This is a genomic window from Amycolatopsis keratiniphila (genome assembly GCF_000400635.2).
GTDB classification, from domain to species: Bacteria; Actinomycetota; Actinomycetes; order Mycobacteriales; family Pseudonocardiaceae; genus Amycolatopsis; species Amycolatopsis keratiniphila.
Genome location: NC_021252.1, coordinates 6,546,066 through 6,567,729 on the forward strand (window position 1 = coordinate 6,546,066; position 21,664 = coordinate 6,567,729).

Consider the following 21,664-nt stretch of genomic DNA (forward strand, 5'->3'; position numbering starts at 1 on the left):
GCTCAGCCACCGGCGAGCTTCTTGATCTCGTAGTCGGGCACGTTCACGCCCACGGCGAGGCTCGGGCTCCAATCGATACCGAGCTCTTCGGCGGCCCGCTGCGCCTTGATCGCACCTTTCCTGCCTTCGTAAGTCGACCACGGGTTGAATTTCACGAAGGCCGGCTTCGGATCCGAGGCTTTCCACACGGAGACGAGCACGGTGCCGAGCACCTCACCCGTGACCACGTACCCGACGGGGACTTCGGCGTCGACCACGACACCCGTCGTCGCCCCGTCCCGGTTCTCACCCACCTCGACCTGGAGGAACTCGGGACGCGCGGTCCGCACCGCGTCGGCGACGGGGCCGACGGTGGTCATGGCGCCCGTCGGGGCGGGAGCCTGGCTCTTCTCGGGAATGAACAGCGCGCATCCGCTCAGCAGCATCGCCAAGGCAGCCAGCATCGTGAGCCGTCGGATCACGGCACCACCCGCTGATGTGTGGTCAGCCTGCCGTCGTCGTGCAACACGTGGAACAGCAGCGACGGCGGCAGGTCGTAGTCGATCGGGCCACCATCGCTCCAGTGCCGGAGACCGTTCTCCTCCCACGGGAACAGGATGCTCGACCCGACCGAGGGCGCCGAACGCAGCGGCACACCCGCGAACGTCGTCGACGCCGCGGTGTGGACGTGCCCGCAGAGCAGGGCGGCCACGCGCGGGTGGCGGGCGAGTACTTCGGCCAGCTTGTCCTCGCCGTATTGGCGCATCGCGTCCACCAGCGGCAGGCCGAGCGGGACCGGCGGGTGGTGGAAGGCGATGAAGGCCGGGCCGTCCCCGTCGGCGAGCACGCTGTCCAGCCACGCCATGGTCTCGTCGTCGAACCGCCCGTCCGGCTTGCCAGGGATGCTCGAATCGGCCATGACGAACGTGACGTCGCCGACGGTGTGCGCCACGTTGACCGGCGATTCGTCCGGCGCCTGCCCGAGCAGCCCTTCACGGAACGGGCCGCGCTTGTCGTGGTTGCCGGGGCAGGTGAACAGCGGCGTGTCGGTCTTGAACAGCTCGGCCGCGCGCCGGTACTCCTCGACGGTGCCGTGGTCGGAGATGTCACCGGTCACGAGGATCGCGTCGACCGGTGTCGCCAGGCCTTCCAGGTACCGCATGACCCGCGCCGTCCGTTCGTCGGCGCGCTCCCCGCCGTCGAGATGGTTGTCGCTCAGATGTGCCGTCACGAACATCGTGTCACCCCATGTCTTCCAGATATGCCAACGTTTTCACCCAGTTCCGCCCGAGCAGCCCGACGGCGGCATCGAGGTCCGCGGCGCGGATCGCCTCGGCGATCCGGTGGTGCTCGTCGATACTCTCCCTCGAACGCTCGGCGCCACCGAAATAGCGCGCGTCATAGCGTTTCAGGAGCGGCTTCGTCTGCTCCAGCAACCGCAGCAGATGCGGATTCGTGCAGCGCGAGACGAGCAGCGCGTGCCAACGATCATCCAAAGTGGACAGATCACCCTGCCGCCCGAGTTCCTCGGCCATCTCGCCGGCGATCCGGTCCAGGCCGCCGGTGAGCCCGGCGAGGTCCTGCGGCGAACTCCAGCGCAACGCGAGCGACTCCAGCTCCGCGACGAGCGGGTACAGCTGCCGGGCCTCCTCCGGATCGAACGGCGGCACGAGGAAGCCCCGGTTCGGCGCCGAGACGAGCAGGCCGCGGTCGGCCAGCCCGATCAGCGCCTCGCGCAACGGGGTGCGGCTGACGCCCAGCTCGCGGGCGAGGTGCACCTCGTTGATGCGGCTGTCCGCGGCGATCCGGCCGTCGAGCACGCGAGCGGTGATCTCCTCCGCGAGGTCGCGGCGGAGCAGGTTCCTCGTCATCGGTGCAGTATTGCATGCACTTCGGCCGTACTGTATTCAGTTAGGCATGACGGACTTCGATGTGCACCGCGCCCGCGCCGAAACCCCGGGCTGCGCGGAGGTGGTCCACCTCAACAACGCCGGTTCGTCGCTTCCGCCCGCCCGGGTGACCGACACCGTCGTCGATTACCTGCGCGAAGAGGCCCTGATCGGCGGATATGAGCAGGCCGCGGCGACCGTGGAACGGATGCGGGGCGTCTACGCCTCGGCCGCCCGCCTCGTCGGCGCCGCCCCCGACGACATCGCCCTGACCGACAACGCGACGCGCTCCTGGCAGGCGATCTTCTACGCGCTGCCGTTCGCCGCCGGAGACCGGATCCTGACGGCGAAGTCCGAGTACGCGAGCAACGTCATCTCCTTCCTGCAGATCGCGAAGCGCACCGGCGCCGTCGTCGAGGTGGTCGACAACGACGAGTCCGGACAGCTGGACGTCGAGGACCTCAAGCGCCGCGTCGACGGCGACGTCAAGCTGATCGCCGTCTCCCACGTGCCGACCCAGGGCGGGCTGGTAAACCCGGCCGAGGAGATCGGCGCGGTGGCCAGGGCGGCCGGGATCCCGTTCCTGCTGGACGCGTGCCAGAGCGCCGGCCAGATCGACCTTGACGTCGCACGCCTGAACTGCGACGCGCTCAGCGTGACCGGCCGCAAGTACCTGCGCGGACCGCGGGGCACCGGATTCCTTTACGCGCACCCGCGGCTGCGTGAACGCGTCGAGCCCGCGATGCTCGATCTCCATTCGGCGGTGTGGACGGCGCCCGAAAGCTACGAAGTCGATCCGACGGCGAAGATGTTCGAGGTCTGGGAACGCGATCACGCCGCCCTGCACGGTCTCGGCGCGGCGATCGACTACGCCCTCGAATGGGGTATGCCCGCCATCGAAGCCCGCGTCGCAGCGCTCGCGGCGAAACTGCGTGACGCGCTCCGAGAGATCCCCGGCGTCCGCGTCCACGACCAGGGCGTGCGGCAGTGCGGGATCGTCACGTTCAGCGTGGCGGAAACGCCGTCGCAGGAAGTGAAGCAGCGCCTGGCCGCGGCGAAGATCAACGTCAGCGTCACCGAAGCGACGTCCGCCCAGTTCGACTTCGCCGAGCGCGGGCTGCCGCCGATGGTCCGGTCTTCGGTGCACTACTTCAACACCGAAGACGACATCGCCCTCCTCGTCGACGAAGTCGGGAAACTGGCTTAACGGCGCGAAAGCAGCGAATCGGACGGCGGGGCGTACGGCAGCCCCGTCGTCTTCGCCCGTTTGCCGATCACCAGCGCCTCCCCCAGCAGGCTGACACCGATCGACAGCGTCACCGGACGCGCGTCGGGATGCGCCCCCGCCGTGGTGGCCAGGAAACCGATCCCGAAGTTCACCAGCAGCGACAGCACCCACACGCCGAACGTCCAGCCGGTGTAGCGCAGCCACAGCACGCCGTCGCGCTCGAACAGTTTCGTGGTAGTGGCGCGCACCGCGCCGAGACCGCACCCGACCGCGGACCCCAGGGCGAGCCAGAGACCGTCGGCGAAGGTGAAGATCTCCAGCTTGACCAGGCCGTAGACGCCGATCGCGAGCAGGATCACCGGCGCCCCGAACACCTCCCGGGCCACCAGTGGCTCCCCGCGCAGCCTGCGCACGATGAGCACGATCACCACGGCGACCACGAGCGCGATCAGCAACCAGGTCCGCATGAACTCCCCCTTTGTAGCACGAGTGTGCCAAATAAAATAGCAAGGTCGTGCTATAAAGGCAACGTGCCCAAGATCGTCGACCCGGAAGCCCGCCGCCTGGAGATAGCCGAAGCCGTCTTCCGGGTGATCCAGCGGGACGGCCTCGCGCAGGCGTCACTCAGGAGCGTGGCCGAAGAGGCCGGTCTCGCGATCGGTTCGGTGCGGCACTACTTCGGCGGCCATGACGAGTTGATCGTGTTCGCCATGCGCGCGCTCGGCGACCGGCTGGAGGCACGGTTGGCGGGACACATCCCCGTTCTGCTCGACCCGGCGACACCCCGCTCGCGGCGGCAGGAAGTCACCGAGGCGTTCCTCGGCGAACTGCTCCCGCTCACCGAGCAGACCCGGGCCGAAGCCGACGTCTGGCTGGCGTTCTCGGCCGCCGCGAAGAACCGCCCCGACCTCGCCGAGGAGGCCACCCGCATGCATGAGGGGGTCCGGTTCCTCGTCCGCCGGGTGCTCAAGGGCGCGGACGAAGCGGGCGGCCTGCTCGGCGACCTCGATGTGGCCGTCGAGACCGAACGGCTCGCCGCGCTGCTGGACGGGCTCGCGTTGTCGGCCGGCCGGACCTCGCCGGAACTGATGCGCACGGTGCTCCGGCGACATCTGGAATCCCTGAGGCGCCCGGGATGAGCACCTTCTACGAGATCGCCGCCCAGGACCCCGGCCGCGTCGCGGTGATCGACGTCGACGGCAGCGCGACCACCTTCGGCGAACTTTCGGCGCGGGCGAACCAGCTGACCCACGCCTTGCGGACGCTCGGTCTCGGCAAAGGCGACGGCGTTGTCGCGATCATCCACAATGGACTCACCTACTACGAGCTCCTGCTGGCGACCCTGCAGGCGGGGATGTACTTCACGCCGGTCAACCACCGGTCTTCGCCTGCCGAGATCGCCTACATCGCGGCCGACAGCGGCGCCGAGGTCGCCGTCGCGGACGCGGACATCGCGGCCACGTGCACCGCGGAACTGGGTGACCTGCACCGGTTTTCGCGCGGCGAGACGCCCGGCTGGGCCGAGTACGAGGCTTGGGGAACGGACCAGCCCACGACCACGCCGGAGCGGCGGACCGCCGGCCAGACGATGCTCTACACCTCCGGGACCACGGGGCGCCCCAAAGGCGTCCGACGCGCCCTTTCCGGGCAGCCGCCCGCATTGCACCCGATCCACGCGCACACCCTCGAACGCCTGGACGTCCGGCCGGGGCACGGCGTACACCTCGTGGCCTGCCCGCTCTACCACGCGGCGCCGGGGATGTTCTCGACCGCGGCCCTGCATCTCGGGCACACCCTCGTGCTGATGGACCGGTTCGACGCCGAAGAAACGCTGCGGCTCACCGAAAAGCACCGCGTGACGAGCACCCATCTGGTGCCGACGATGTTCCACCGCATGCTGCGGCTGCCCGAGGACGTGCGTACGCGCCACGACCTGTCGAGCCTGACCTCGGTGATCCACGGCGCCGCCCCGTGCCCCCGGGAGGTCAAGAAGCGCATGCTCGCCTGGCTCGGTCCGGTGGTGCACGAGTACTACGGCGCGTCCGAGGGCCTGATCACGGCGGTGCACGCACGCGAATGGCTCGCCGAGCCGGGTACCGTCGGCAAGCCGCTGGACGGAGTACGGGTCGAGGTTCTCGACGACGACGGCCGTGAACTCCCCGCGGGCGAGGCCGGGATGCTCTACTTCAGTTCCGCGCACACGAAATTCGACTATCACGGCGATCCGGACAAGACGGCCGCCGCGCGCTCCGGGGAATTCGTCACCGTCGGGGACGTCGGCTATCTCGACGCCGACGGACGGGTGTTCCTGTGCGACCGGCGGACGGATCTCATCCTCTCCGGCGGCGTGAACATCTATCCGGCCGAGATCGAGGCGCGGCTGCTGAGCCATCCCGACGTCGCCGACGTCGCGGTGATCGGGGAGCCGGATCCCGAATGGGGCCAACGGGTCGTCGCCGTCGTGCAGCCTGCCGAGGGTGTCACCGGGGATCCCGCGCTGGCGGAACGGCTCGAAGAGCACTGCCGCGCCGAGCTCGCCGGGTTCAAGACACCGCGCCGGTTCGACTTCCGGGAGCGGCTGCCGCGGACGGAGAGCGGCAAAATGCTGCGGCGGACGCTTCGGGCGGAATGAACGACCCTTTCGGGCAGTACCGATCGCGGTACCGTTCGCTCATGCGCCTGCGGTCCGTGACCACGCTGCTCGCCACCCTCGTTCTCGCGCTCGCCGTGCCCGCGACGGCCGAGGCGACTCCCGGATCCGGGGTGACCGGGACGATCTTCTCGCAGAAGACGGTCGGGAACACCGACTACGTGCTGCGCGAGGTCGTCATCCAGCCCGGCGGCTACACCGGCTGGCACTACCACGACGGAAAGCTGTACGCCTTCGTCAAGGCAGGCACGCTGACGCACAACTCGGCCGACTGCGGGCTCGACGGCCTGTACCGGAAGGGCGCCGTCTTCACCGAGCCGAGCGACACTGTCCACATCGGACGGAACCTCGGGACGACACCGGTGGTGCTGGAGGTGCTCTACGTACTGCCGCACGGGAGCCCGCTGTCGCAGGACGCGCCGAATCCCGGTTGCCCGTTCTAGGCACCGAACCAGCCGGCGACGTCGAGGCGGAAGCCGTCCGACGGCGCCATCGTGCGGAGGTCGGCTTCGAGCGCGCGGACCCTGTCGATACCCAATGCGTCGGCCCACTCCTTGCGCAGTTCCTCGAAGATCGCCGCCGACCGGCCGAGTGAGTCGAACCCACGACCGGTGAGCCGGACGACCTTGCGCCGCGCGTCGGCCGGGTCGTCGACGCGCACGACGTAGCCGAGCTGCTCCAGCTTGTCGACGGTCTTGCCCGCCGCCTGCTTGCTGACCCCGAGCCGCCGCCCGATCTCGCTCGCCGTCGCGCCTTCGCGGCCGATCGCCTGCATGGCGAAGCCGTACACCGGGCGGACGTCCGGATGTCCCTGCTCGGCGAGCTCGGCGTGCAGCCGGTCGATGATCGTGCGGAAACCCGCGAACAGGAGGAGCGGCAGCTCGAAGCCGGGGGTTTCGCGAACTCGCTTGCCAGATTCGACAACCTGGTTTACCTTTTCGTCAACCACGTTGACCATCTTAGGGGGAACCTTGTTCACCGATCACACCGTCGAAACCGCGCCCGAAGCCTCGCGTCGCGCCATGGAAGCGACCATCCGGAAGTTCGGGCACCTCCCCACCGCCGTCGCCCGGCAGGCGTCGTCACCCGAACTGCTCGACGGATTCCTGAAACTCAGCGCGAGCTTCGAGCGGACGACACTCGATCCCCTCGCGCGGGAAACGGTCGTGATGACCGTGGCGACCCGCAACGGCTGCGAGGTGTGCGTCGAGATCCACACGGGCAAGCTGAAGGGTCACCACGCCGACGACGACGTCATCGCGGCGCTCCGCTCGCAGCAGCCCGTCCCCGACGAGCGACTGGAAGCCGTCCGGCAGTTCACCTTGGCGGTGCTCGAAACCGCGGGCGCCGTCGACGACGAGACGCTGCGGACCTTCTTCGGGCACGGATACACCGAACGGAACGCCCTCGAAGTCGTCATGGGCATCGGCGCCTACACGATGTCGACGCTGGCGAACAGGCTCATCCGCGCCTAGTCGCTCAGCGTGATCACCCCTCGCGGTCCGGATCACTCCAATGGCCGCCGATCTTGATGTATCTGGGCAGTCCCGACCGTCTCCTGTCTTGTGCAGCCGAAAGTTCGCCACCCGCGGCGCGGCGCACCGGCGGTCTGGCCTGCCGAGGGGGCAGACCAGACCGCCGAAAACCGAAGACGTTCCACAGGTGTTGGGGGTGCGTGAAGGCCTCCTTCGCTCGGCTGAGCCGAGTGGAGGAGGCCTTCACGTGTCTCGTGCGTTTAGCCGACTAACTGCGTCAGGGGGCGGGGGCGCGGCTCAGGTCCGTGAAGGCCTCCTTGCCTACCCTGAAGGTAGTGAAGGAGGCCTTCACGGACCTGTGATCAGCCCGCCACGGACTTGACGTCGAATCCGTGATCCTCGAGCCGCTGCTTAGCGGTCTCACGCTCCTCGTCGGTGAACAGGTCCACGTATTTCTCCTTGAGTACTGACGCCTCGACACTCCACTGGAGCATCTGGGCCTCCCAGAGACGAGCGAAGCCGTCGGAAGTACCTCGCCCTCGCTGCAACAGGATCTGAGCGGCGCCGACACCACCGTGCATCGTGACCATTTCCAGGAACTGCTTAGCGCGGTAGTTGATCGTTTTGGCGAGATGACGGTAGGCCGTGTACATCTCGTCAGTGAACTCTTGAGCCAGGGCTGTTCGGCGGCCGTCGTCGGCGGAGGGGATCATCACGGCTCCTCGTCTGCGTCGTTTAAGGGTCGGCTGCCGAGATTTGCCTGTTACAACGCAAGGTCAGGCTTCGAGTGCCCAGCGCACGTACCGCATCGTCGGCACGAAGCCCCCCTTCTCGAAGACCCCGAACGCCCCGGACGGATCCGCCGAGTCCACGTTCAAACTCGCGCGGTCGTAGCCCTGCTCGGCCGCGGCCCGCAGCGCGTGCCCCATCAGCGCGCTCGCGACACCCCGCCGCCGGTACTCCCGAAGCGTCCCGATCGCCATGAAGTGCGCGTCGCGGACGCCGGTGGCCTCCGTGTCGGCCTCCCACCACATGGTCACCAGCATCCCGACCGCGACGCCCTCCTCCCGAAGCAGGAAGCTGGCCTCAGGCTGGAAGGTCTGGTTGGTGATCTTGTTCCGCCAAAGCTCGACAGGCATCGGCACCGCGCCCCAGTAGTCCCGGTACGCCGCGTTCCGGACCGCCCGGAAGTCCTCGTCGTTCCGCTCCGACCACGGCTCGACCACGAACCCGTCAGGAAGCTCCGAAGCATCCAACGCTGAGAGCGAGTGCTCCATCCGCTGGAAGTAGCGCACGGGCACGAAACCCCGGGACCGGACGAGCTCCGCCAGCCCGGCGATCCGCTCCGGCCGGTTGACGTCCACCACGAGCTTCGCGTCAGGGTGGTGCAGCGCGTGCACCACCTTCGCCGCCGCCACCCCCGCGTCGACGAGTGCCCCGCCGATCCCCCGGCGGCGATAAGCGGGATGAACTCCCCCGTCGAGGAAAACCCGGTGGATCTCCTCCGCGGACGGCTTGAAGCGGATCTTCATGTAGCCGGCCATCACGTCGCCGTCGAAAGCCGCGAGACTCGCCCGCTCCAGGTCCGCGTACGGGTCGATCAGCTCCTGGAGGGTGTCCTCCGCCGTGTAGTTCTCGCCGATCCCGTCGACGGTCTCCATCGCGTTGAGGAGATCGGCCGACGCCTGGGCGTCCTGCGGGGCGAGAGGCCGCCACGTGAGGTCGTGCATCCGGCTCAAGGTAGTCCCATGAGGGCGGGGTGTCGCCGGGTTTTCGGTGGGCGCAGTAGGGATCGAACCTACGACCGCTCGGGTGTAAACCGAGTGCTCTCCCGCTGAGCTATGCGCCCGGGAGGTGGCACCCGCGCACGGGTGCCACCGTGAAGACTCAGGCCAGCGAGGCCACGGCCTTCTTCCACGCCTGCTGGTCGCGCGCCTCACCGGGCTGGTTGACCTCGGCGAACCGGACGACGCCGTCCTTGTCGATCAGGAAGGTGCCGCGGGTGGCCAGGCCGGCCGCCTCGTTGAAGACGCCGTAGGCCTTCGCGACCTCGCCGTGCGGCCAGAAGTCCGAAAGCAGCGGGAACTGGTAGCCCTCCTGCTCGGCCCACGCCTTGAGCGAGAACGGGGTGTCCACGGACACGCCGATCACCTGGACGCCCTGGCCGTCGTAGTCCGCGAACTCGTCGCGGAGCTGGCACAGCTCACCGGTGCAGATGCCGCTGAACGCGAACGGGTAGAACACGAGCAGGACCGGCTTGTCACCCTTGAAGGACGACAGCGTCACGGACTGCTTGTTGTAGTCGTTGAGCGTGAAGTCCGGGGCTTGCGATCCGACCTCGACGGCCATACCGGCGGTTTCCTCTCAAGAGCGAACAGGGGCCTGCGACGACAACCCTATCGTGTCGATCGCGCGCCTGGAGAAGTCACCGCTTGGTCTTGGACGACTTCGGCGAAACCAGCCGCGTGCCCGCCCACTTGGGGCCGGCACTGATGTTGGCCGTCTGCGCCAGACCGACCTGCGGCACCGCCTCGGCGATGTCACTCGGCTCGACATGCCCGGGCTGGCCCGTCTTCGGGGTCAGCACCCAGATCACGCCGTTCTCGTTCAGGGGAGTCCGGACCTCGATCAGCGTGTCACCGAGATCACCGTCGTCTTCGCGCCACCACAGCAGCACCACGTCGATGACCTCGTCGGCGTCCTCGTCGAGGATGTCGCCGCCGATCTGTTCCTCGATCGCCGCACGAAGGTCGTCGTCGACGTCCTCGTCCCAGCCGATCTCCTGGACCACCATGTCCGGCTTGATCCCGAGCCTTTCGGCGACGCTGCTCTGATCAGCGTCTCCCGCGGCGACCACTGCTGTCACTCCTCCAACTACGACGGAGCGTGGTGTCGCGTCGGCCTCGACGGCCGGGCGGGCACCACACTCGGGTACACGATGCCCGTTAGCGAACACTGGTGAAGCGTTCCGCGCAACCGTCCACACCGGATCTTGAACAACTCGTGTCGCGGCGTACGGACATTCAGCCCACTCCCGGGGGGCCATTTCGGGCGCGCCTGGGCACCTCCGAACGGCCTGCTTTAGGGTGGGAGAGAAAACGCGCGCGCGAGTACAGGCGCGTGCGAGGCGTGTCGCAATCGGGTCCGCGAACGTTACCGATCAGTAGCGGTGACGCGAACGGAACCGGAGGACGACGATGGACGGCGAACACGCCCGCGTACGAGCACAACCAGCTACCACCTTTCGCAAGGAGACCCCTTGGCCCCGCAGAACGACGGCGCCTCCGGCAAGGAGACCCCGGCACGCGTCCGCGTCATCCGTGACGGATTGGCGGCGCACCTGCCCGACATCGACCCGGAGGAGACCGCCGAATGGCTGGACTCCTTCGACGAGGCGCTGGCCAGGGGTGGTCAGCAGCGCGCCCGGTACCTGATGCTGCGCATCCTCGAGCGGGCCAGGGAACGCCACGTCGGCGTCCCGGCGCTGACGTCGACGGACTACGTCAACACCATCCCCACCGAGAACGAACCCTGGTTCCCCGGTGACGAGGAGATCGAACGCCGGTACCGCGCCTACATCCGGTGGAACGCCGCGATCATGGTGCACCGCGCGCAGCGTCCCGGCGTCGGCGTCGGCGGGCACATCTCGACCTACGGCTCGTCCGCGGCGCTGTACGAAGTGGGCTTCAACCACTTCTTCCGCGGCAAGGACCACTCGGGCGGCGGCGACCAGATCTTCATCCAGGGCCACGCCTCCCCCGGCATCTACGCCCGCGCGTTCCTCGAGGGCAGGCTGACCGAGAGCCAGCTGGACGGCTTCCGCCAGGAGTTCTCGCACGCCGGCGAGGGCGGCGGCCTGCCGTCGTACCCGCACCCCCGGCTGATGCCGGAGTTCTGGGAGAACCCGACCGTGTCCATGGGCCTCGGCCCGATGAACGCGATCTACCAGGCGCGATTCAACCGCTACCTGCGCGACCGCGGCATCAAGGACACCAGCGACCAGCACGTCTGGGCGTTCCTCGGCGACGGCGAGATGGACGAGCCGGAATCGCGCGGCCTCATCCACGTGGCCGCGAGCGAGGGCCTCGACAACCTGACCTTCGTGATCAACTGCAACCTGCAGCGGCTCGACGGCCCGGTGCGCGGCAACGGCAAGATCATCCAGGAGCTGGAGTCGTACTTCCGCGGCGCCGGCTGGAACGTCATCAAGGTCATCTGGGGCCGCGAGTGGGACTCGCTGCTGCACGCGGACCGTGACGGCGCGCTGGTCAACCTGATGAACACCACGCCGGACGGCGATTTCCAGACCTACAAGGCCAACGACGGCGCGTTCGTCCGCGAGCACTTCTTCGGCCGCGACCCGCGGACCAAGGAACTCGTCAAGGACCTCACCGACGCCGACGTCTGGAACCTCAAGCGCGGCGGGCACGACTACCGCAAGGTCTACGCGGCCTACAAGTCGTCGCTGGAGCACCACGGCCAGCCGACGGTGATCCTGGCCCACACCATCAAGGGTTACGGCCTCGGACCGTCCTTCGAGGGCCGCAACGCCACGCACCAGATGAAGAAGCTCACCCTCGACGACCTCAAGCTGTTCCGGGACGCCCAGCGCATCCCGATCAGCGACGAGGAGCTCGAGCGCGACCCGAAGCTGCCGCCGTACTACCACCCGGGCAAGGAATCGCCGGAGATCGAGTACATGATCGGCCGCCGCCGCGCGCTCGGCGGGTTCCTGCCGGAGCGCCGCCCGAAGGCCTCGAAGGCCCTCGTGCTGCCCGGCGACAAGGTCTACGAAGGCATCCGGAAGGGCTCGGGCAAGCAGGAGGTCGCCACCACGATGGCGTTCGTCCGGCTCGTCCGCGAGCTGGCGAAGGACTCCGAGATCGGCAAGCGGATCGTCCCGATCATCCCGGACGAGGCGCGCACCTTCGGCCTCGACTCGATGTTCCCGACGGCCAAGATCTACAACCCGCACGGCCAGACGTACACGTCGGTCGACGCGAGCCTGATGCTGGCCTACAAGGAGTCCGAAAAGGGCGTCATCCTGCACGAGGGCATCAACGAGGCGGGCTCGACCGCGTCGTTCACCGCCGTCGGCACCTCGTACGCCACGCACGGCGAGCCGATGATCCCGATCTACATCTTCTACTCGATGTTCGGGTTCCAGCGGACCGGTGACGGCCTCTACGCGGCGGCGGACCAGATGGCCCGCGGGTTCGTGCTCGGCGCCACCGCCGGCCGCACCACGCTGACCGGCGAGGGCCTCCAGCACGCCGACGGGCACTCGCTGCTGCTGGCGGCGACCAACCCGGCCGTCGTGGCCTACGACGCGGCGTGGTCGTTCGAGATCGCCCACATCGTGCGGGACGGTCTTCGCCGGATGTACGGCGAGACCGGGCCGGACGGCAACGGCGAGAACATCTTCTACTACATGACGATCTACAACGAGCCCTACCAGCAGCCCGCCGAGCCCGAGAACCTCGACGTCGACGGCCTGCTCAAGGGTCTCTACAAGTACGCGGACGCCCCGTCGGGCGACGGCCCGGAGGCGCAGATCCTGGTCTCCGGCGTCACCATGCCCGACGCGCTGCGGGCGCAGCAGATGCTGGCCGAGGAGTGGGGCGTGCGCGCGGCCGTGTGGTCGGCGACGTCGTGGACCGAGCTGCGCCGCGAGGCCGTCGAGGTCGACCACGACAACCTGCTCCACCCGGGCGACTCCCCGCGTGTGCCGTACATCACGCAGAAGCTGTCCGGCGTGAACGGGCCGGTCGTCGCGGTCTCGGACTGGATGCGGGCCGTGCCGGACCTCATCCGCCCCTGGGTGCCGACCGACATGCTGACGCTGGGCACCGACGGGTTCGGCTTCTCCGACACCCGCCCCGCCGCCCGGCGGAAGTTCCTGGTCGACGCCCAGTCGATCGTGGTCGGCACGCTGAGCGCGCTGGCCAAGCGCGGCGAGATCGACCAGTCGAAGGCGGCGGAGGCGGCGCGCAAGTACCGCCTCGACGACGTCGCGGCCGCGGGTCCGCAGTTGTCGGACTCCGGTAGCGCCTGACGCTGAGATGAAGGGACCTTTCCTTGCAAATTTCGCAAGGAAAGGTCCCTTCATTGCGTCCGGCGGCGGAGCAGCTAGGGTGAGACATCGGATGTTTGCGGAAAGGGTGAGCGAGTGTGACCAAGCGTCGATTGCCGAAGCCGAGTGAGCTGAAGCAGATCCTGCGGCCGAAGCCGATCGTGCTCAACCCGACCGACCGGCGGCTGGCGGGCGCGCACACGATCGCCGACCTGCGGATGCTCGCCCGCAAGCGGACCCCGCGGGCGGCGTTCGACTACACCGACGGCGCCGCGGAGCTGGAAGACAGCCTCCGCCGCGCCCGGCAGGCCTTCCGCAGCGTGGAATTCCACCCGAACGTCCTGCGCGGCGTGTCCGATGTGGACACCGGCAAGGAGATCCTCGGCAAGCGTTCGGAGCTGCCGTTCGCGTTCGCGCCGACCGGGTTCACCCGCATGATGAACCACGAGGGCGAGTCCGCGGTGGCCCGCGTCGCGCAGCGCAACGGCATCCCGATGGGGCTGTCGACGATGGCGACGACGTCCATCGAAGACCTCGCCGCAGCCGCCCCCGAGGCCCGCAAGTGGTTCCAGCTCTACGTCTGGCGCGACCACAAAGCGGGCGAAGATCTGATGAATCGCGCCTGGGCCGCCGGCTTCGACACGCTCATGCTGACGGTGGACACCCCGGTCGCGGGCGCGCGGCTGCGCGACGTCCGCAACGGGCTGACCATCCCGCCCGCGCTCACCCTCAAGACGTTCGTCGACGGCGCGATGCATCCGGCGTGGTGGTTCAACCTGCTGACCACCGAGCCGCTGACCTTCGCGTCGCTGAGCCAGTTCGACGGGACCGTCGCCGAGCTGCTCAACCAGCTCTTCGACCCGACCCTGAACTTCGACGACCTCGACTGGGTCCGCCAGACCTGGCCGGGCAAGCTCGTGGTCAAGGGGATCCAGAACGTCGACGACGCGCGTGACGTGGTCAAGCACGGCGCCGACGCGGTGCTGCTGTCGAACCACGGCGGCCGTCAGCTCGACCGCGCGCCGACGCCGATCGAGCTGCTGCCCGCGGTGCTCGACGAGATCCAGGGCGACGCGGAGGTGTGGGTCGACACCGGCATCCTGTCCGGCGGCGACATCGTGGCCGCCATCGCGCGCGGCGCGGACGCGGTGCTCATCGGGCGCGCGTTCCTCTACGGCCTGATGGCGGGCGGCGAGCGCGGGGTTCAGCGGTGCGTGGACATCCTGCGCGCCGAGATGGTGCGGACGATGCAGCTGCTGGGTGTCCGCACCCTCGCCGACCTCAAGCCGTCACACGCCACCATGCGCTAGACCGCGGCCGAGACCCCGGACGGCGCGGCGCTGACCTGCTTCGCCGTCCGGTTCCAGCTCCACCAGCCGTGCACGACCAGCCCGGCGAACACGATGTACACCGCCGCCGAGAAGTACAGGCCCGAGGAGAGCTGCAGCGGTACGCCGATCGCGTCGACGACCAGCCACACCAGCCAGAACTCGACGAGACCCGCACCCTGCGCGGCGAAGGCCACCAGCGTGCCGACGAAGATCGCGGCGTCCGGCCACGGCGCCCAGGAGGCGTCGAGCGCGTCGAGGACCAGCGCCATCGCGGTGGTGCCGATCGCGAACGCGCCGATCATCGCCAGGCGCTCGCGGAGCGTGCCCTTGCGGACGACGACGCCGTAGACCGGGTCGCTGCGGCGGGACCAGGCCCACCAGCCGTAGATCGAGATGGCGAGGATCGCGATCTGCCTGGTCGCGAGCCCGCCGAGATGCGCGGAGACGTAGACCGAGAACAACAGCACGGTGGCGCCGACCTGCACCGGCCACGTCCACAACGTGCGGCGTTGCGCCAGGAAGACCACGGCGAGCGCGAAGATCTGCCCCGCCAGCTCGGCGAAGGAGATCCATTGTCCGAGCACCGTGACACCGTTGTGCAGCAGGAAGTCCACGTCCGCACCCCTCTCCGTCTACCGCTCCAACATGCTCCGTACCGACGCCATTCCCTAGGGAGTGTGAGGTGCGGAACAGCCAGGTGGCTCGAGAGACGCTGAAGGGCCCTCCACCGCGTGTTCCGCGGCGATGGGCCCTTCGGCTCCACGCGGGCCCGGTGCCTTCCTCGATCACCGGGCCCGCGCGGATGCTCAGGAATCTACGCGACCGATGCCCACGGGCGAAGTCGGCGGCTCCGAACGGACCTCTTGCTTGTGGTCCCCGGCCTCCAGTTGCCCCTGCAGATTGGCCAGCCAGCCCTGCCAGCGGTCCTGCGCGGGCTTGATCAGACCGCCGCCGAAGCCGACGACGATCACGCCGCCGATGGTGGCGAGGACGGTGATCAGGACCGGTCCGGTGATGGCGGTCGCGATGTTCACCTGGCCGAGCGCGGCGATGATGCCGAACGCCATGATCATCCAGTAGGCGATGGTGCCGAGCAGCCGTCCCGCGGGCCGGGTCGACAGCGCCCCGGTCACCAGGTCGCGGACGACCTTCGCCACCGCGGCCGCGACGATCACCAGTACGAGCGCCACCAGGATCCGCGGCAGGAACGCGATGATGTCGTTCAGCAGCGCGCTGACCGGATTGCTCTCACCGAATACGCCGAACGCGAGCTGCAGCGCGATCAGGAGAATGAAGTAGTACACGAGTTTGACGAGGATCCCGCCCGCGTCGACATTCGCCTGTTTGAGCGTTCCGGTGAGCCCGGTCTTCTCGATGAGCTTGCCGAATCCGATCTTCGACAGAACCAGTCCCAATGCCTTCGACACGGCTTTCGCGATCAACCAGCCGATCAGCAGGATGATCAGGAAACCGATCAATTTCGGCACGAAGGTGGCGACAAGGTTCCATGCTTGTCCCAGACCGTCTTTCAGCTGCTCGCCCACGGCGAACTCCCTCCTCTGCGCATCCGCGACCTACCCGGTGCGGCTTGCGAGGGATCGTTGATCACCGGAACCGCACCGGCAACTCGGCGACCCACGATCGAGTGAGTGAGCTAGCGGGAAAAGATCGACAAGTCCCATACTTGTCCTACCGGTGGGGACCGGGGAGACGAGGCCGTCCGGCGCAGCGAAAAACGCGAGCGCCGGGCGGCCTCGAGTTTTATGCCGAGACCTTTCGCAATTTCGCCGCCAATTACCGTCCACTTCGGACTCCATGGGCGAGTGGCCGCAGGATGAGGGCCACCTTTGCCCACCGGACTAGGATCGGCTGACCATGGCTGATGCGACTTCCGGACGGCGTGTGCCCAAGCACCACGGGCTGTCCGCCAAGACCCTCCGGCGGCTCGAGCACGCCTCCGGCCGGCTCGCGAGCGCGAGCGTGGCGGTGATGGAAGAGCGGCTGACCTGGTTCGCCCGCCTTCCCGCCGACCAGCGCGCGAGCGTTCTGCTGATCACCCAGGCGGGTGCCGCCGGTTTCGTCGACTGGCTCCGCGACGCCAAGGAGGCGCTCTCCCTCACCACCGAGGCGTTCCGCGAAGCACCCGCCGAACTCTCCCGCTGGGTGAGCCTGCGGCAGGCGGTCGGCATGGTGCGGCTGGCGATCGAGGTGTTCGAGGAGCAGCTGCCGGAATTCGCCGCGAACGAGGCCGAGCGCGCCGCGCTGATCGAGGGGATCCTGCGCTACGGCAGGGAGATCGCGTTCGCCGCCGCCAACTCCTACGCGGCCGCCGCCGAGGCCCGCGGCGCCTGGGACGCGCGGCTGGAGGCGCTGGTCGTCGACGGCATCGTCCGCGGCGACGCCGAGGAAGCGGTGCTCTCTCGCGCCGCCGCGCTTGGGTGGGATCCGGCCGCTCCCGCCACCGCGGTGGTCGGCACTCCGACATCGGATGATCCGCCCGCCGTCGTGTTCGAGGTCCGCAGCCGCGCCGCCAGGGTCGGGCGCCCCGTGCTGCTTTCGGTGCAGGGATCCCGGCTGGTCGTGGTGGTCGCCGGTCCCACCGACGGCAGCGTCAAGGACCGCGAGATCCTCGCCAAGCTGTCGGTCGCCTTCGCCGACGGCCCGGTCGTCGCCGGCCCGACGGTGCCCACCCTCGCCGAAGCGCACCACAGCGCGACCGAAGCACTCTCCGGCCTGCGGGCCGTCGTCGGCTGGCCCGGTGCGCCCCGGCCCGCGAGATCTATCGACCTGCTGCCGGAACGCGCGTTGTCCGGCGACCCCGAGGCCGAACGCCTGCTCGTGGAGCAGATCGCGCGACCGCTCGAAGAAGCGGGCCCGGCCTTGCTGCGGACGGTGGAGACCTACCTCGACAGCGGCGGAGTCCTGGAGACCTGCGCGCGGACGCTGTTCGTGCATCCGAACACCGTCCGGTACCGGCTGCGGAAGGCCGCCGAACTGACCGGCCGCCACGCCGCCGAATCGCGTGACGCCTGGGTGCTGAAGGTGGCGCTGACGGTCGGGCGGCTGGCCCGTGCCCGCGGGCTCTGGTGAGCAAAGCGTGTCTCAGGTACCTGCGGTCGGGCGGCGTGACCGGAGGGACGACACACGTGACCGAGTGGACGGCACACGTGACTGGACGGACGGCACACGGTGGGACCCCGGCCGCGAGCGTGCCGTCCGGCCGGTCGCGTGAGAACCGGCTCGCGTGGGTCGTGAGTGGCGATTCGGGTTAGAACCCGAATCGCCACTCACGACCCACGCGACCCGAGCGGTAAACCGGTTGGTAACTCTGCGCAGTGACGGACTTCATAGGGAAAGCTGGTTGAACCCGACAAGGCTTTTGGGTTAAGCGCGGAGATCAGGAAGGCGCTTTTGGAGGGTTCCGACAATTACGTCGGCCGGACTTGGTGAGCGTCGGCATCACGACCATGGTGGCCGAGAGTGTTCTCTAGTGGGGTGACAGTTGCAGTCCTCGCCCCCGGTCAGGGTTCCCAAGCCCCAGGCATGCTCACCCCTTGGCTCGAGCTCGACGGCGCCCGCGCGCGCGTCGAAGCCTGGTCCGAGCGGGCCGGTCTCGACCTCGTGCGCCTCGGCACCGAAGCGGACGCCGAAGAGATCCAGGACACCGCGATCACCCAGCCGCTGATCGTGGCGCTGTCACTGCTGGCGTTCGAGCACCTTCAGCGTGAGGCCCCGGTCGCCGCGGACGCGCCGGTCGCCGGTCACTCCGTCGGCGAGCTCGCCGCCGCCGCCATCGCCGGGGTGCTGAGCCCCGAAGACGCCGTCGCCCTGGCCGCCGTCCGCGGCGCCGAGATGGCGAAGGCGTGCGCGCTGGAGCCCACGAGCATGGCCGCGGTCATGCTCGGCGAGCCGGAGCAGGTCGTCGCGTGGCTCGAGGGCCACGGCCTCGCCGCGGCGAACCGCAACGGCGCCGGCCAGATCGTCGCCTCCGGCGCCGCCGACGCGATCGAGAAGATCGTGGCCGAGCCGCTGGAGGGCACCAAGGTTCGCGCGCTCAAGGTCGCCGGCGCGTTCCACACCTCCTACATGGCACCCGCGCGTGAAGCGCTGGCCGCCCACGCTGCGAAGATCACCCCGGCGGACCCGACGCGTCCGCTGCTGTCGAACGCCGACGGCCAGATCGTCACCAGCGGGGCCGAGTACCTCGACCGGCTGGTCAAGCAGGTCACGAGCCCGGTTCGCTGGGATCTGACCATGGACGGCCTGGTCACCGCGGGTGTCACCTCGACACTCGAACTCCCGCCGGCGGGCACGCTGACCGGGCTGGTCAAGCGGCAGCTCAAGGGAACCGTGACCACCACGATCGCTCTGAAGACGCCGGCCGAGCTGGCGAAGCTTCAGGGGCAGGAGGACGCTTCGTGACCGACCGATCCACTTTGCGGCAGGCGCCGGGCGCCGCCGGGACCCGCATCCTCGGTGTCGGGAGCTTCCAGCCCGAGAAGATCGTGACCAACGACGATCTCTCGAAGATCATGGACACCAACGACCAGTGGATCCGCGAGCGGGTCGGCATCGTCGAGCGCCGGTTCGCCGAGAAGGACGAGTCGCTGGTCGACATGGCGGTCAAGGCGGGCACCGCCGCGCTGGCCGACGCCGGTGTGGATCCGTCCGAAGTGGACACGGTCATCCTGCCCAACTGCACGATGCCCACCCAGATCCCGAACGCCGCCGCGCAGGTGGCCGACCGGATCGGCATCACGCACCCGGCCGCGTTCGACCTCAACGCCGCGTGCGCCGGATTCTGTTACGGCATCGGCGTCGCTTCGGATCTCATCCGGGCGGGCAGCGCGAAGAAGGCGCTCGTCATCGGCGCCGAGAAGCTCACCGACCACGTCGACCCGGTCGACCGCGCGAACGCGATCATCTTCGCCGACGGCGCCGGTGCGGCGGTGGTCGGCGCGGCCGACACCCCGCAGATCGGCCCGGTCGCCTGGGGCAGCGCGGGCGAGCACGTCGACCTGATCTACATGCGCGACGACAAGTGGATCTACCAGGAGGGCCAGTCGGTCTTCCGCTGGGCGACCACGCAGATCGCGCCGATCGCCATGCAGGCGCTGGAACTGGCCGGGCTCGAACCGTCCGATGTGGACGTCCTGATCCCGCACCAGGCCAACCTGCGCATCGTCGAAGCCATCGCCAAGAAGCTGCGTGCCAAGGGCGCCCGCGAGGAAATGGTCGTGGCCGACGACATCAAGTACTCCGGCAACACCTCGTCCGCGTCGATTCCACTGGCGCTGGACCACATGCGCAAGGCAGGCACCGTCAAGACGGGCGACGTCGTGCTCGCCGTGGGCTTCGGGGCCGGACTCTCCTACGCGGGCCAGGCCTTCGTCTGCCCGTGATGAATACTTCCCCTGCGGGCACCGTGTCCGCAGGGCAGCCGAAAGCATCACCGAGAAGGGAACAACCAGTGGCAGACAACGCAGAGATCCTCGCCGGCCTCGCCGAGATCGTCGAAGAGGTCGCCGGTGTGGCGCAGGACGACGTGACCGCCGAGAAGTCCTTCGTGGACGACCTCGACATCGACTCGCTGTCCATGGTGGAGATCGCTGTCCAGGCCGAGGACAAGTTCGGTGTCAAGATCCCGGACGACGAGCTGGCGAACCTGAAGACCGTTGGCGACGCGGTGAACTACGTGTCGGCCAACTCCAAGTAAGTCCGACTTCTTGATTGGCGCCGACCTTGGGGAGACTCCAATGAGCAACAACGACGTCGTGATCACCGGGATGGGCGCGACCACGCCGCTCGGCGGGGACGTCGCGTCCACGTGGGACGGCCTGCTCGCCGGGGCGAGCGGGATCCGCCGCATCGAAGCCGACTGGGTCGACGAACTCGAACTGCCGGTGAAGATCGGCGCCATGCTCGCCGTCGACCCGTCCGAAGTCCTGCCGCGGGTTCAGGCCCGGCGGCTGGACCGCTGTGAGCAGGTGGCGCTGATCGCCGCCCGCCAGGCTTGGGCGGACGCGGGCTTCGAGCAGCCGACCGACGAGCATCAGGATGTGGAACCCGAGCGCCTCGGGGTGACCATCGGTACCGGTGTCGGCGGTCCGGTCACCCTGATCTCCCAGAACGACCTTCTGCACAAGCAGGGACTCCGCAAGGTCTCCCCGCTGACCGTGCCGATGCTGATGCCGAACGGCCCCGCCGCGCACGTCGGGATCGACCTGAAGGCGCGTGCCGGTGTGCACTCGCCCGCGTCGGCCTGCGCGTCGGGAGCGGAAGGTATCGCCGCCGGCTACGAGATGATCCGCTCGGGCCGGGCCGACGTCGTGATCGCCGGTGGTGCCGAATCGTGCATCCACCCGATCACCCTCGCCGGTTTCGCCCAGGCGCGGACGGTCTCCACCCGCAACGACGACCCGACCAAGGCGTCCAGGCCGTTCGACGTGAACCGTGACGGTTTCGTCCTCGGCGAGGGCTCCGGCGTCGTGATCCTGGAGCGGGCGGACCGGGCCAAGGCCCGCAACGCGCGGATCTACGCGCAGCTGAGCGGGTACGGGATCACCTCGGACGCCTACCACATCACGGGCAACCACCCGGAGGGCGTCGGCCAGATCGCCGCCATGCGGCAGGCGATGACGATGGCCGGGGTCTCCCCGTCCGACGTCGGCCACGTCAACGCGCACGCGACCTCGACGGTCGTCGGCGACGTCGGCGAGGCCGCGGCGATCCGCAACGCCATCGGCGAGCACGTCGTGGTGACCGCTCCCAAGGGCGCGCTCGGCCACCTGGTCGGCGGTGCGGGCGCGGTCGAGGGCATCGCCACGATCCTGGCGATTTACCACGGGCTCATCCCGGCGACGCTGAACCTCGAGGACCTGGACCCGAAGGTGCAGCTCGACGTCGTCTCCGGTGAGGCTCGCAAGGTGGAGCTGGGCGCGGCGATCAGCAACTCGTTCGGCTTCGGCGGGCACAACACGGCACTGTTGTTCACCCCGGCGGCCTGATTTCGGTACGTGAAGGCCCCCTTCACTGCGTC

At 68.8% G+C, this 21,664-nt stretch carries 23 protein-coding genes and 1 tRNA gene; 12 read left to right on the forward strand and 12 right to left on the reverse strand.

What is annotated here, in order from left to right; translation table 11 throughout:
- Positions 1-2: 2 nt before the first annotated feature.
- The 3 genes from AORI_RS69935 to AORI_RS69945 are packed head-to-tail and all read right to left on the reverse strand — an operon-like array spanning position 3 to position 1,850.
- Positions 3-461 (reverse strand): hypothetical protein, encoded by a 459-nt coding sequence (locus tag AORI_RS69935; RefSeq protein WP_016336104.1) that lies wholly within the window; start codon positions 459-461, stop codon positions 3-5.
- The gene (locus AORI_RS69940) at positions 458-1,216 is read right to left on the reverse strand and encodes a metallophosphoesterase (RefSeq protein WP_016336105.1); all 759 of its coding nucleotides are present in this window, start codon (positions 1,214-1,216) and stop codon (positions 458-460) included. Before AORI_RS69940 ends, AORI_RS69935 begins: the two co-directional genes overlap by 4 nt.
- Positions 1,217-1,220: 4 nt before the next feature.
- Complete coding sequence (locus AORI_RS69945) at positions 1,221-1,850, reverse strand: GntR family transcriptional regulator (RefSeq protein ID WP_016336106.1); 630 nt, start codon at positions 1,848-1,850, stop codon at positions 1,221-1,223.
- Positions 1,851-1,896: 46 nt separating this feature from the next.
- Here AORI_RS69945 and AORI_RS69950 point away from each other — a divergent pair, with 46 nt between their 5' ends.
- The gene (locus tag AORI_RS69950; protein WP_016336107.1) at positions 1,897-3,075 is read left to right on the forward strand and encodes an aminotransferase class V-fold PLP-dependent enzyme; all 1,179 of its coding nucleotides are present in this window, start codon (positions 1,897-1,899) and stop codon (positions 3,073-3,075) included.
- Here AORI_RS69950 and AORI_RS69955 read toward each other — a convergent pair.
- Positions 3,072-3,563 carry a hypothetical protein gene (locus tag AORI_RS69955; RefSeq protein ID WP_016336108.1) on the reverse strand — a complete coding sequence of 164 codons (492 nt, stop codon included), beginning with the start codon at positions 3,561-3,563 and terminating at the stop codon, positions 3,072-3,074. The genes AORI_RS69950 and AORI_RS69955 overlap by 4 nt on opposite strands.
- A 63-nt stretch (positions 3,564-3,626) precedes the next feature.
- Here AORI_RS69955 and AORI_RS69960 point away from each other — a divergent pair, with 63 nt between their 5' ends.
- From AORI_RS69960 to AORI_RS69970, 3 genes are read left to right on the forward strand one after another with little or no spacing between them, the layout of a single operon-like run.
- Positions 3,627-4,235, forward strand: a complete 609-nt coding sequence (locus tag AORI_RS69960; RefSeq protein ID WP_016336109.1) for a TetR/AcrR family transcriptional regulator — start codon at positions 3,627-3,629, stop codon at positions 4,233-4,235.
- A complete protein-coding gene (locus AORI_RS69965; protein ID WP_016336110.1) occupies positions 4,232-5,728 on the forward strand; it encodes an AMP-binding protein in 1,497 nt (498 codons plus the stop codon). The genes AORI_RS69960 and AORI_RS69965 overlap by 4 nt, the downstream gene beginning before the upstream one ends.
- Positions 5,729-5,769: 41 nt before the next feature.
- Entirely contained in the window at positions 5,770-6,189 is a 420-nt protein-coding gene (locus tag AORI_RS69970) for a cupin domain-containing protein (protein WP_043849076.1), read from the forward strand.
- On the opposite strand, the gene AORI_RS69975 is transcribed toward AORI_RS69970, so the two are convergent.
- On the reverse strand, positions 6,186-6,704 hold the full coding sequence (locus tag AORI_RS69975; protein ID WP_016336112.1) for a MarR family winged helix-turn-helix transcriptional regulator: 519 nt from the start codon (positions 6,702-6,704) through the stop codon (positions 6,186-6,188). The two genes, AORI_RS69970 and AORI_RS69975, sit on opposite strands and share 4 nt — an antisense overlap.
- A gap of 13 nt (positions 6,705-6,717) precedes the next feature.
- Between AORI_RS69975 and AORI_RS69980 the strand changes: the two genes are divergently transcribed.
- Positions 6,718-7,221, forward strand: a complete 504-nt coding sequence (locus AORI_RS69980) for a carboxymuconolactone decarboxylase family protein (RefSeq protein ID WP_016336113.1) — start codon at positions 6,718-6,720, stop codon at positions 7,219-7,221.
- Between the two features lie 362 nt (positions 7,222-7,583).
- On the opposite strand, the gene AORI_RS69985 is transcribed toward AORI_RS69980, so the two are convergent.
- The 5 genes from AORI_RS69985 to AORI_RS70005 all read right to left on the reverse strand — a co-directional run bounded on the left by AORI_RS69985 (position 7,584) and on the right by AORI_RS70005 (position 10,078).
- Positions 7,584-7,934 (reverse strand): hypothetical protein, encoded by a 351-nt coding sequence (locus tag AORI_RS69985; RefSeq protein ID WP_016336114.1) that lies wholly within the window; start codon positions 7,932-7,934, stop codon positions 7,584-7,586.
- Positions 7,935-7,997: 63 nt separating this feature from the next.
- Complete coding sequence (locus tag AORI_RS69990) at positions 7,998-8,951, reverse strand: GNAT family N-acetyltransferase (RefSeq protein WP_016336115.1); 954 nt, start codon at positions 8,949-8,951, stop codon at positions 7,998-8,000.
- Positions 8,952-8,998: 47 nt separating this feature from the next.
- Positions 8,999-9,070: transfer RNA gene (locus tag AORI_RS69995), tRNA-Val, on the reverse strand.
- Between the two features lie 38 nt (positions 9,071-9,108).
- Positions 9,109-9,570: a peroxiredoxin gene (locus AORI_RS70000; RefSeq protein ID WP_016336116.1), complete on the reverse strand. Its 462-nt coding sequence runs from the start codon at positions 9,568-9,570 to the stop codon at positions 9,109-9,111.
- 76 nt (positions 9,571-9,646) lie between these two features.
- Positions 9,647-10,078 carry a DUF3052 domain-containing protein gene (locus tag AORI_RS70005; protein ID WP_016336117.1) on the reverse strand — a complete coding sequence of 144 codons (432 nt, stop codon included), beginning with the start codon at positions 10,076-10,078 and terminating at the stop codon, positions 9,647-9,649.
- A 402-nt stretch (positions 10,079-10,480) separates the two neighbouring features.
- On the opposite strand from AORI_RS70005, the gene aceE reads away from it, so the two are divergent.
- Positions 10,481-13,276 (forward strand): pyruvate dehydrogenase (acetyl-transferring), homodimeric type, encoded by a 2,796-nt coding sequence (gene aceE, locus AORI_RS70010; protein WP_016336118.1) that lies wholly within the window; start codon positions 10,481-10,483, stop codon positions 13,274-13,276.
- A gap of 116 nt (positions 13,277-13,392) precedes the next feature.
- Positions 13,393-14,604 carry an alpha-hydroxy acid oxidase gene (locus tag AORI_RS70015; RefSeq protein ID WP_007032785.1) on the forward strand — a complete coding sequence of 404 codons (1,212 nt, stop codon included), beginning with the start codon at positions 13,393-13,395 and terminating at the stop codon, positions 14,602-14,604.
- Here the strand turns inward: AORI_RS70015 and AORI_RS70020 are convergent.
- Both AORI_RS70020 and AORI_RS70025 read right to left on the reverse strand, forming a co-directional pair.
- Positions 14,601-15,239 (reverse strand): nicotinamide mononucleotide transporter family protein, encoded by a 639-nt coding sequence (locus tag AORI_RS70020; protein ID WP_016336119.1) that lies wholly within the window; start codon positions 15,237-15,239, stop codon positions 14,601-14,603. The two genes, AORI_RS70015 and AORI_RS70020, sit on opposite strands and share 4 nt — an antisense overlap.
- A gap of 192 nt (positions 15,240-15,431) precedes the next feature.
- Positions 15,432-16,169 (reverse strand): mechanosensitive ion channel family protein, encoded by a 738-nt coding sequence (locus AORI_RS70025; RefSeq protein WP_016336120.1) that lies wholly within the window; start codon positions 16,167-16,169, stop codon positions 15,432-15,434.
- 331 nt (positions 16,170-16,500) lie between these two features.
- Between AORI_RS70025 and AORI_RS70030 the strand changes: the two genes are divergently transcribed.
- The 5 genes from AORI_RS70030 to AORI_RS70050 all read left to right on the forward strand — a co-directional run bounded on the left by AORI_RS70030 (position 16,501) and on the right by AORI_RS70050 (position 21,632).
- Complete coding sequence (locus tag AORI_RS70030) at positions 16,501-17,715, forward strand: PucR family transcriptional regulator (protein ID WP_016336121.1); 1,215 nt, start codon at positions 16,501-16,503, stop codon at positions 17,713-17,715.
- Between the two features lie 405 nt (positions 17,716-18,120).
- On the forward strand, positions 18,121-19,047 hold the full coding sequence (locus AORI_RS70035) for an ACP S-malonyltransferase (RefSeq protein ID WP_267283963.1): 927 nt from the start codon (positions 18,121-18,123) through the stop codon (positions 19,045-19,047).
- Entirely contained in the window at positions 19,044-20,027 is a 984-nt protein-coding gene (locus AORI_RS70040) for a beta-ketoacyl-ACP synthase III (RefSeq protein ID WP_016336123.1), read from the forward strand. The genes AORI_RS70035 and AORI_RS70040 overlap by 4 nt, the downstream gene beginning before the upstream one ends.
- Before the next feature lie 68 nt (positions 20,028-20,095).
- Positions 20,096-20,341, forward strand: coding sequence for an acyl carrier protein (locus tag AORI_RS70045; protein WP_004559006.1), 246 nt, complete (start codon positions 20,096-20,098; stop codon positions 20,339-20,341).
- Between the two features lie 40 nt (positions 20,342-20,381).
- Entirely contained in the window at positions 20,382-21,632 is a 1,251-nt protein-coding gene (locus AORI_RS70050) for a beta-ketoacyl-[acyl-carrier-protein] synthase family protein (RefSeq protein WP_016336124.1), read from the forward strand.
- Positions 21,633-21,664 lie beyond the last annotated feature (32 nt).

Excerpts from the sequence above, each read along its gene's own strand:
- AORI_RS69940 (WP_016336105.1), bottom strand. The coding sequence starts at position 1,216 with ATGTTCGTGACGGCACATCTGAGCGACAACCATCTCGACGGCGGGGAG.
- AORI_RS69945 (WP_016336106.1), bottom strand. The coding sequence starts at position 1,850 with ATGACGAGGAACCTGCTCCGCCGCGACCTCGCGGAGGAGATCACCGCT.
- AORI_RS69950 (WP_016336107.1), top strand. The coding sequence starts at position 1,897 with ATGACGGACTTCGATGTGCACCGCGCCCGCGCCGAAACCCCGGGCTGC.
- AORI_RS69955 (WP_016336108.1), bottom strand. The coding sequence starts at position 3,563 with ATGCGGACCTGGTTGCTGATCGCGCTCGTGGTCGCCGTGGTGATCGTG.
- AORI_RS69965 (WP_016336110.1), top strand. The coding sequence starts at position 4,232 with ATGAGCACCTTCTACGAGATCGCCGCCCAGGACCCCGGCCGCGTCGCG.
- AORI_RS69970 (WP_043849076.1), top strand. The coding sequence starts at position 5,770 with ATGCGCCTGCGGTCCGTGACCACGCTGCTCGCCACCCTCGTTCTCGCG.
- AORI_RS69975 (WP_016336112.1), bottom strand. The coding sequence starts at position 6,704 with ATGGTCAACGTGGTTGACGAAAAGGTAAACCAGGTTGTCGAATCTGGC.
- AORI_RS69985 (WP_016336114.1), bottom strand. The coding sequence starts at position 7,934 with ATGATCCCCTCCGCCGACGACGGCCGCCGAACAGCCCTGGCTCAAGAG.
- AORI_RS69990 (WP_016336115.1), bottom strand. The coding sequence starts at position 8,951 with ATGCACGACCTCACGTGGCGGCCTCTCGCCCCGCAGGACGCCCAGGCG.
- AORI_RS70000 (WP_016336116.1), bottom strand. The coding sequence starts at position 9,570 with ATGGCCGTCGAGGTCGGATCGCAAGCCCCGGACTTCACGCTCAACGAC.
- AORI_RS70030 (WP_016336121.1), top strand. The coding sequence starts at position 16,501 with ATGGCTGATGCGACTTCCGGACGGCGTGTGCCCAAGCACCACGGGCTG.
- AORI_RS70050 (WP_016336124.1), top strand. The coding sequence starts at position 20,382 with ATGAGCAACAACGACGTCGTGATCACCGGGATGGGCGCGACCACGCCG.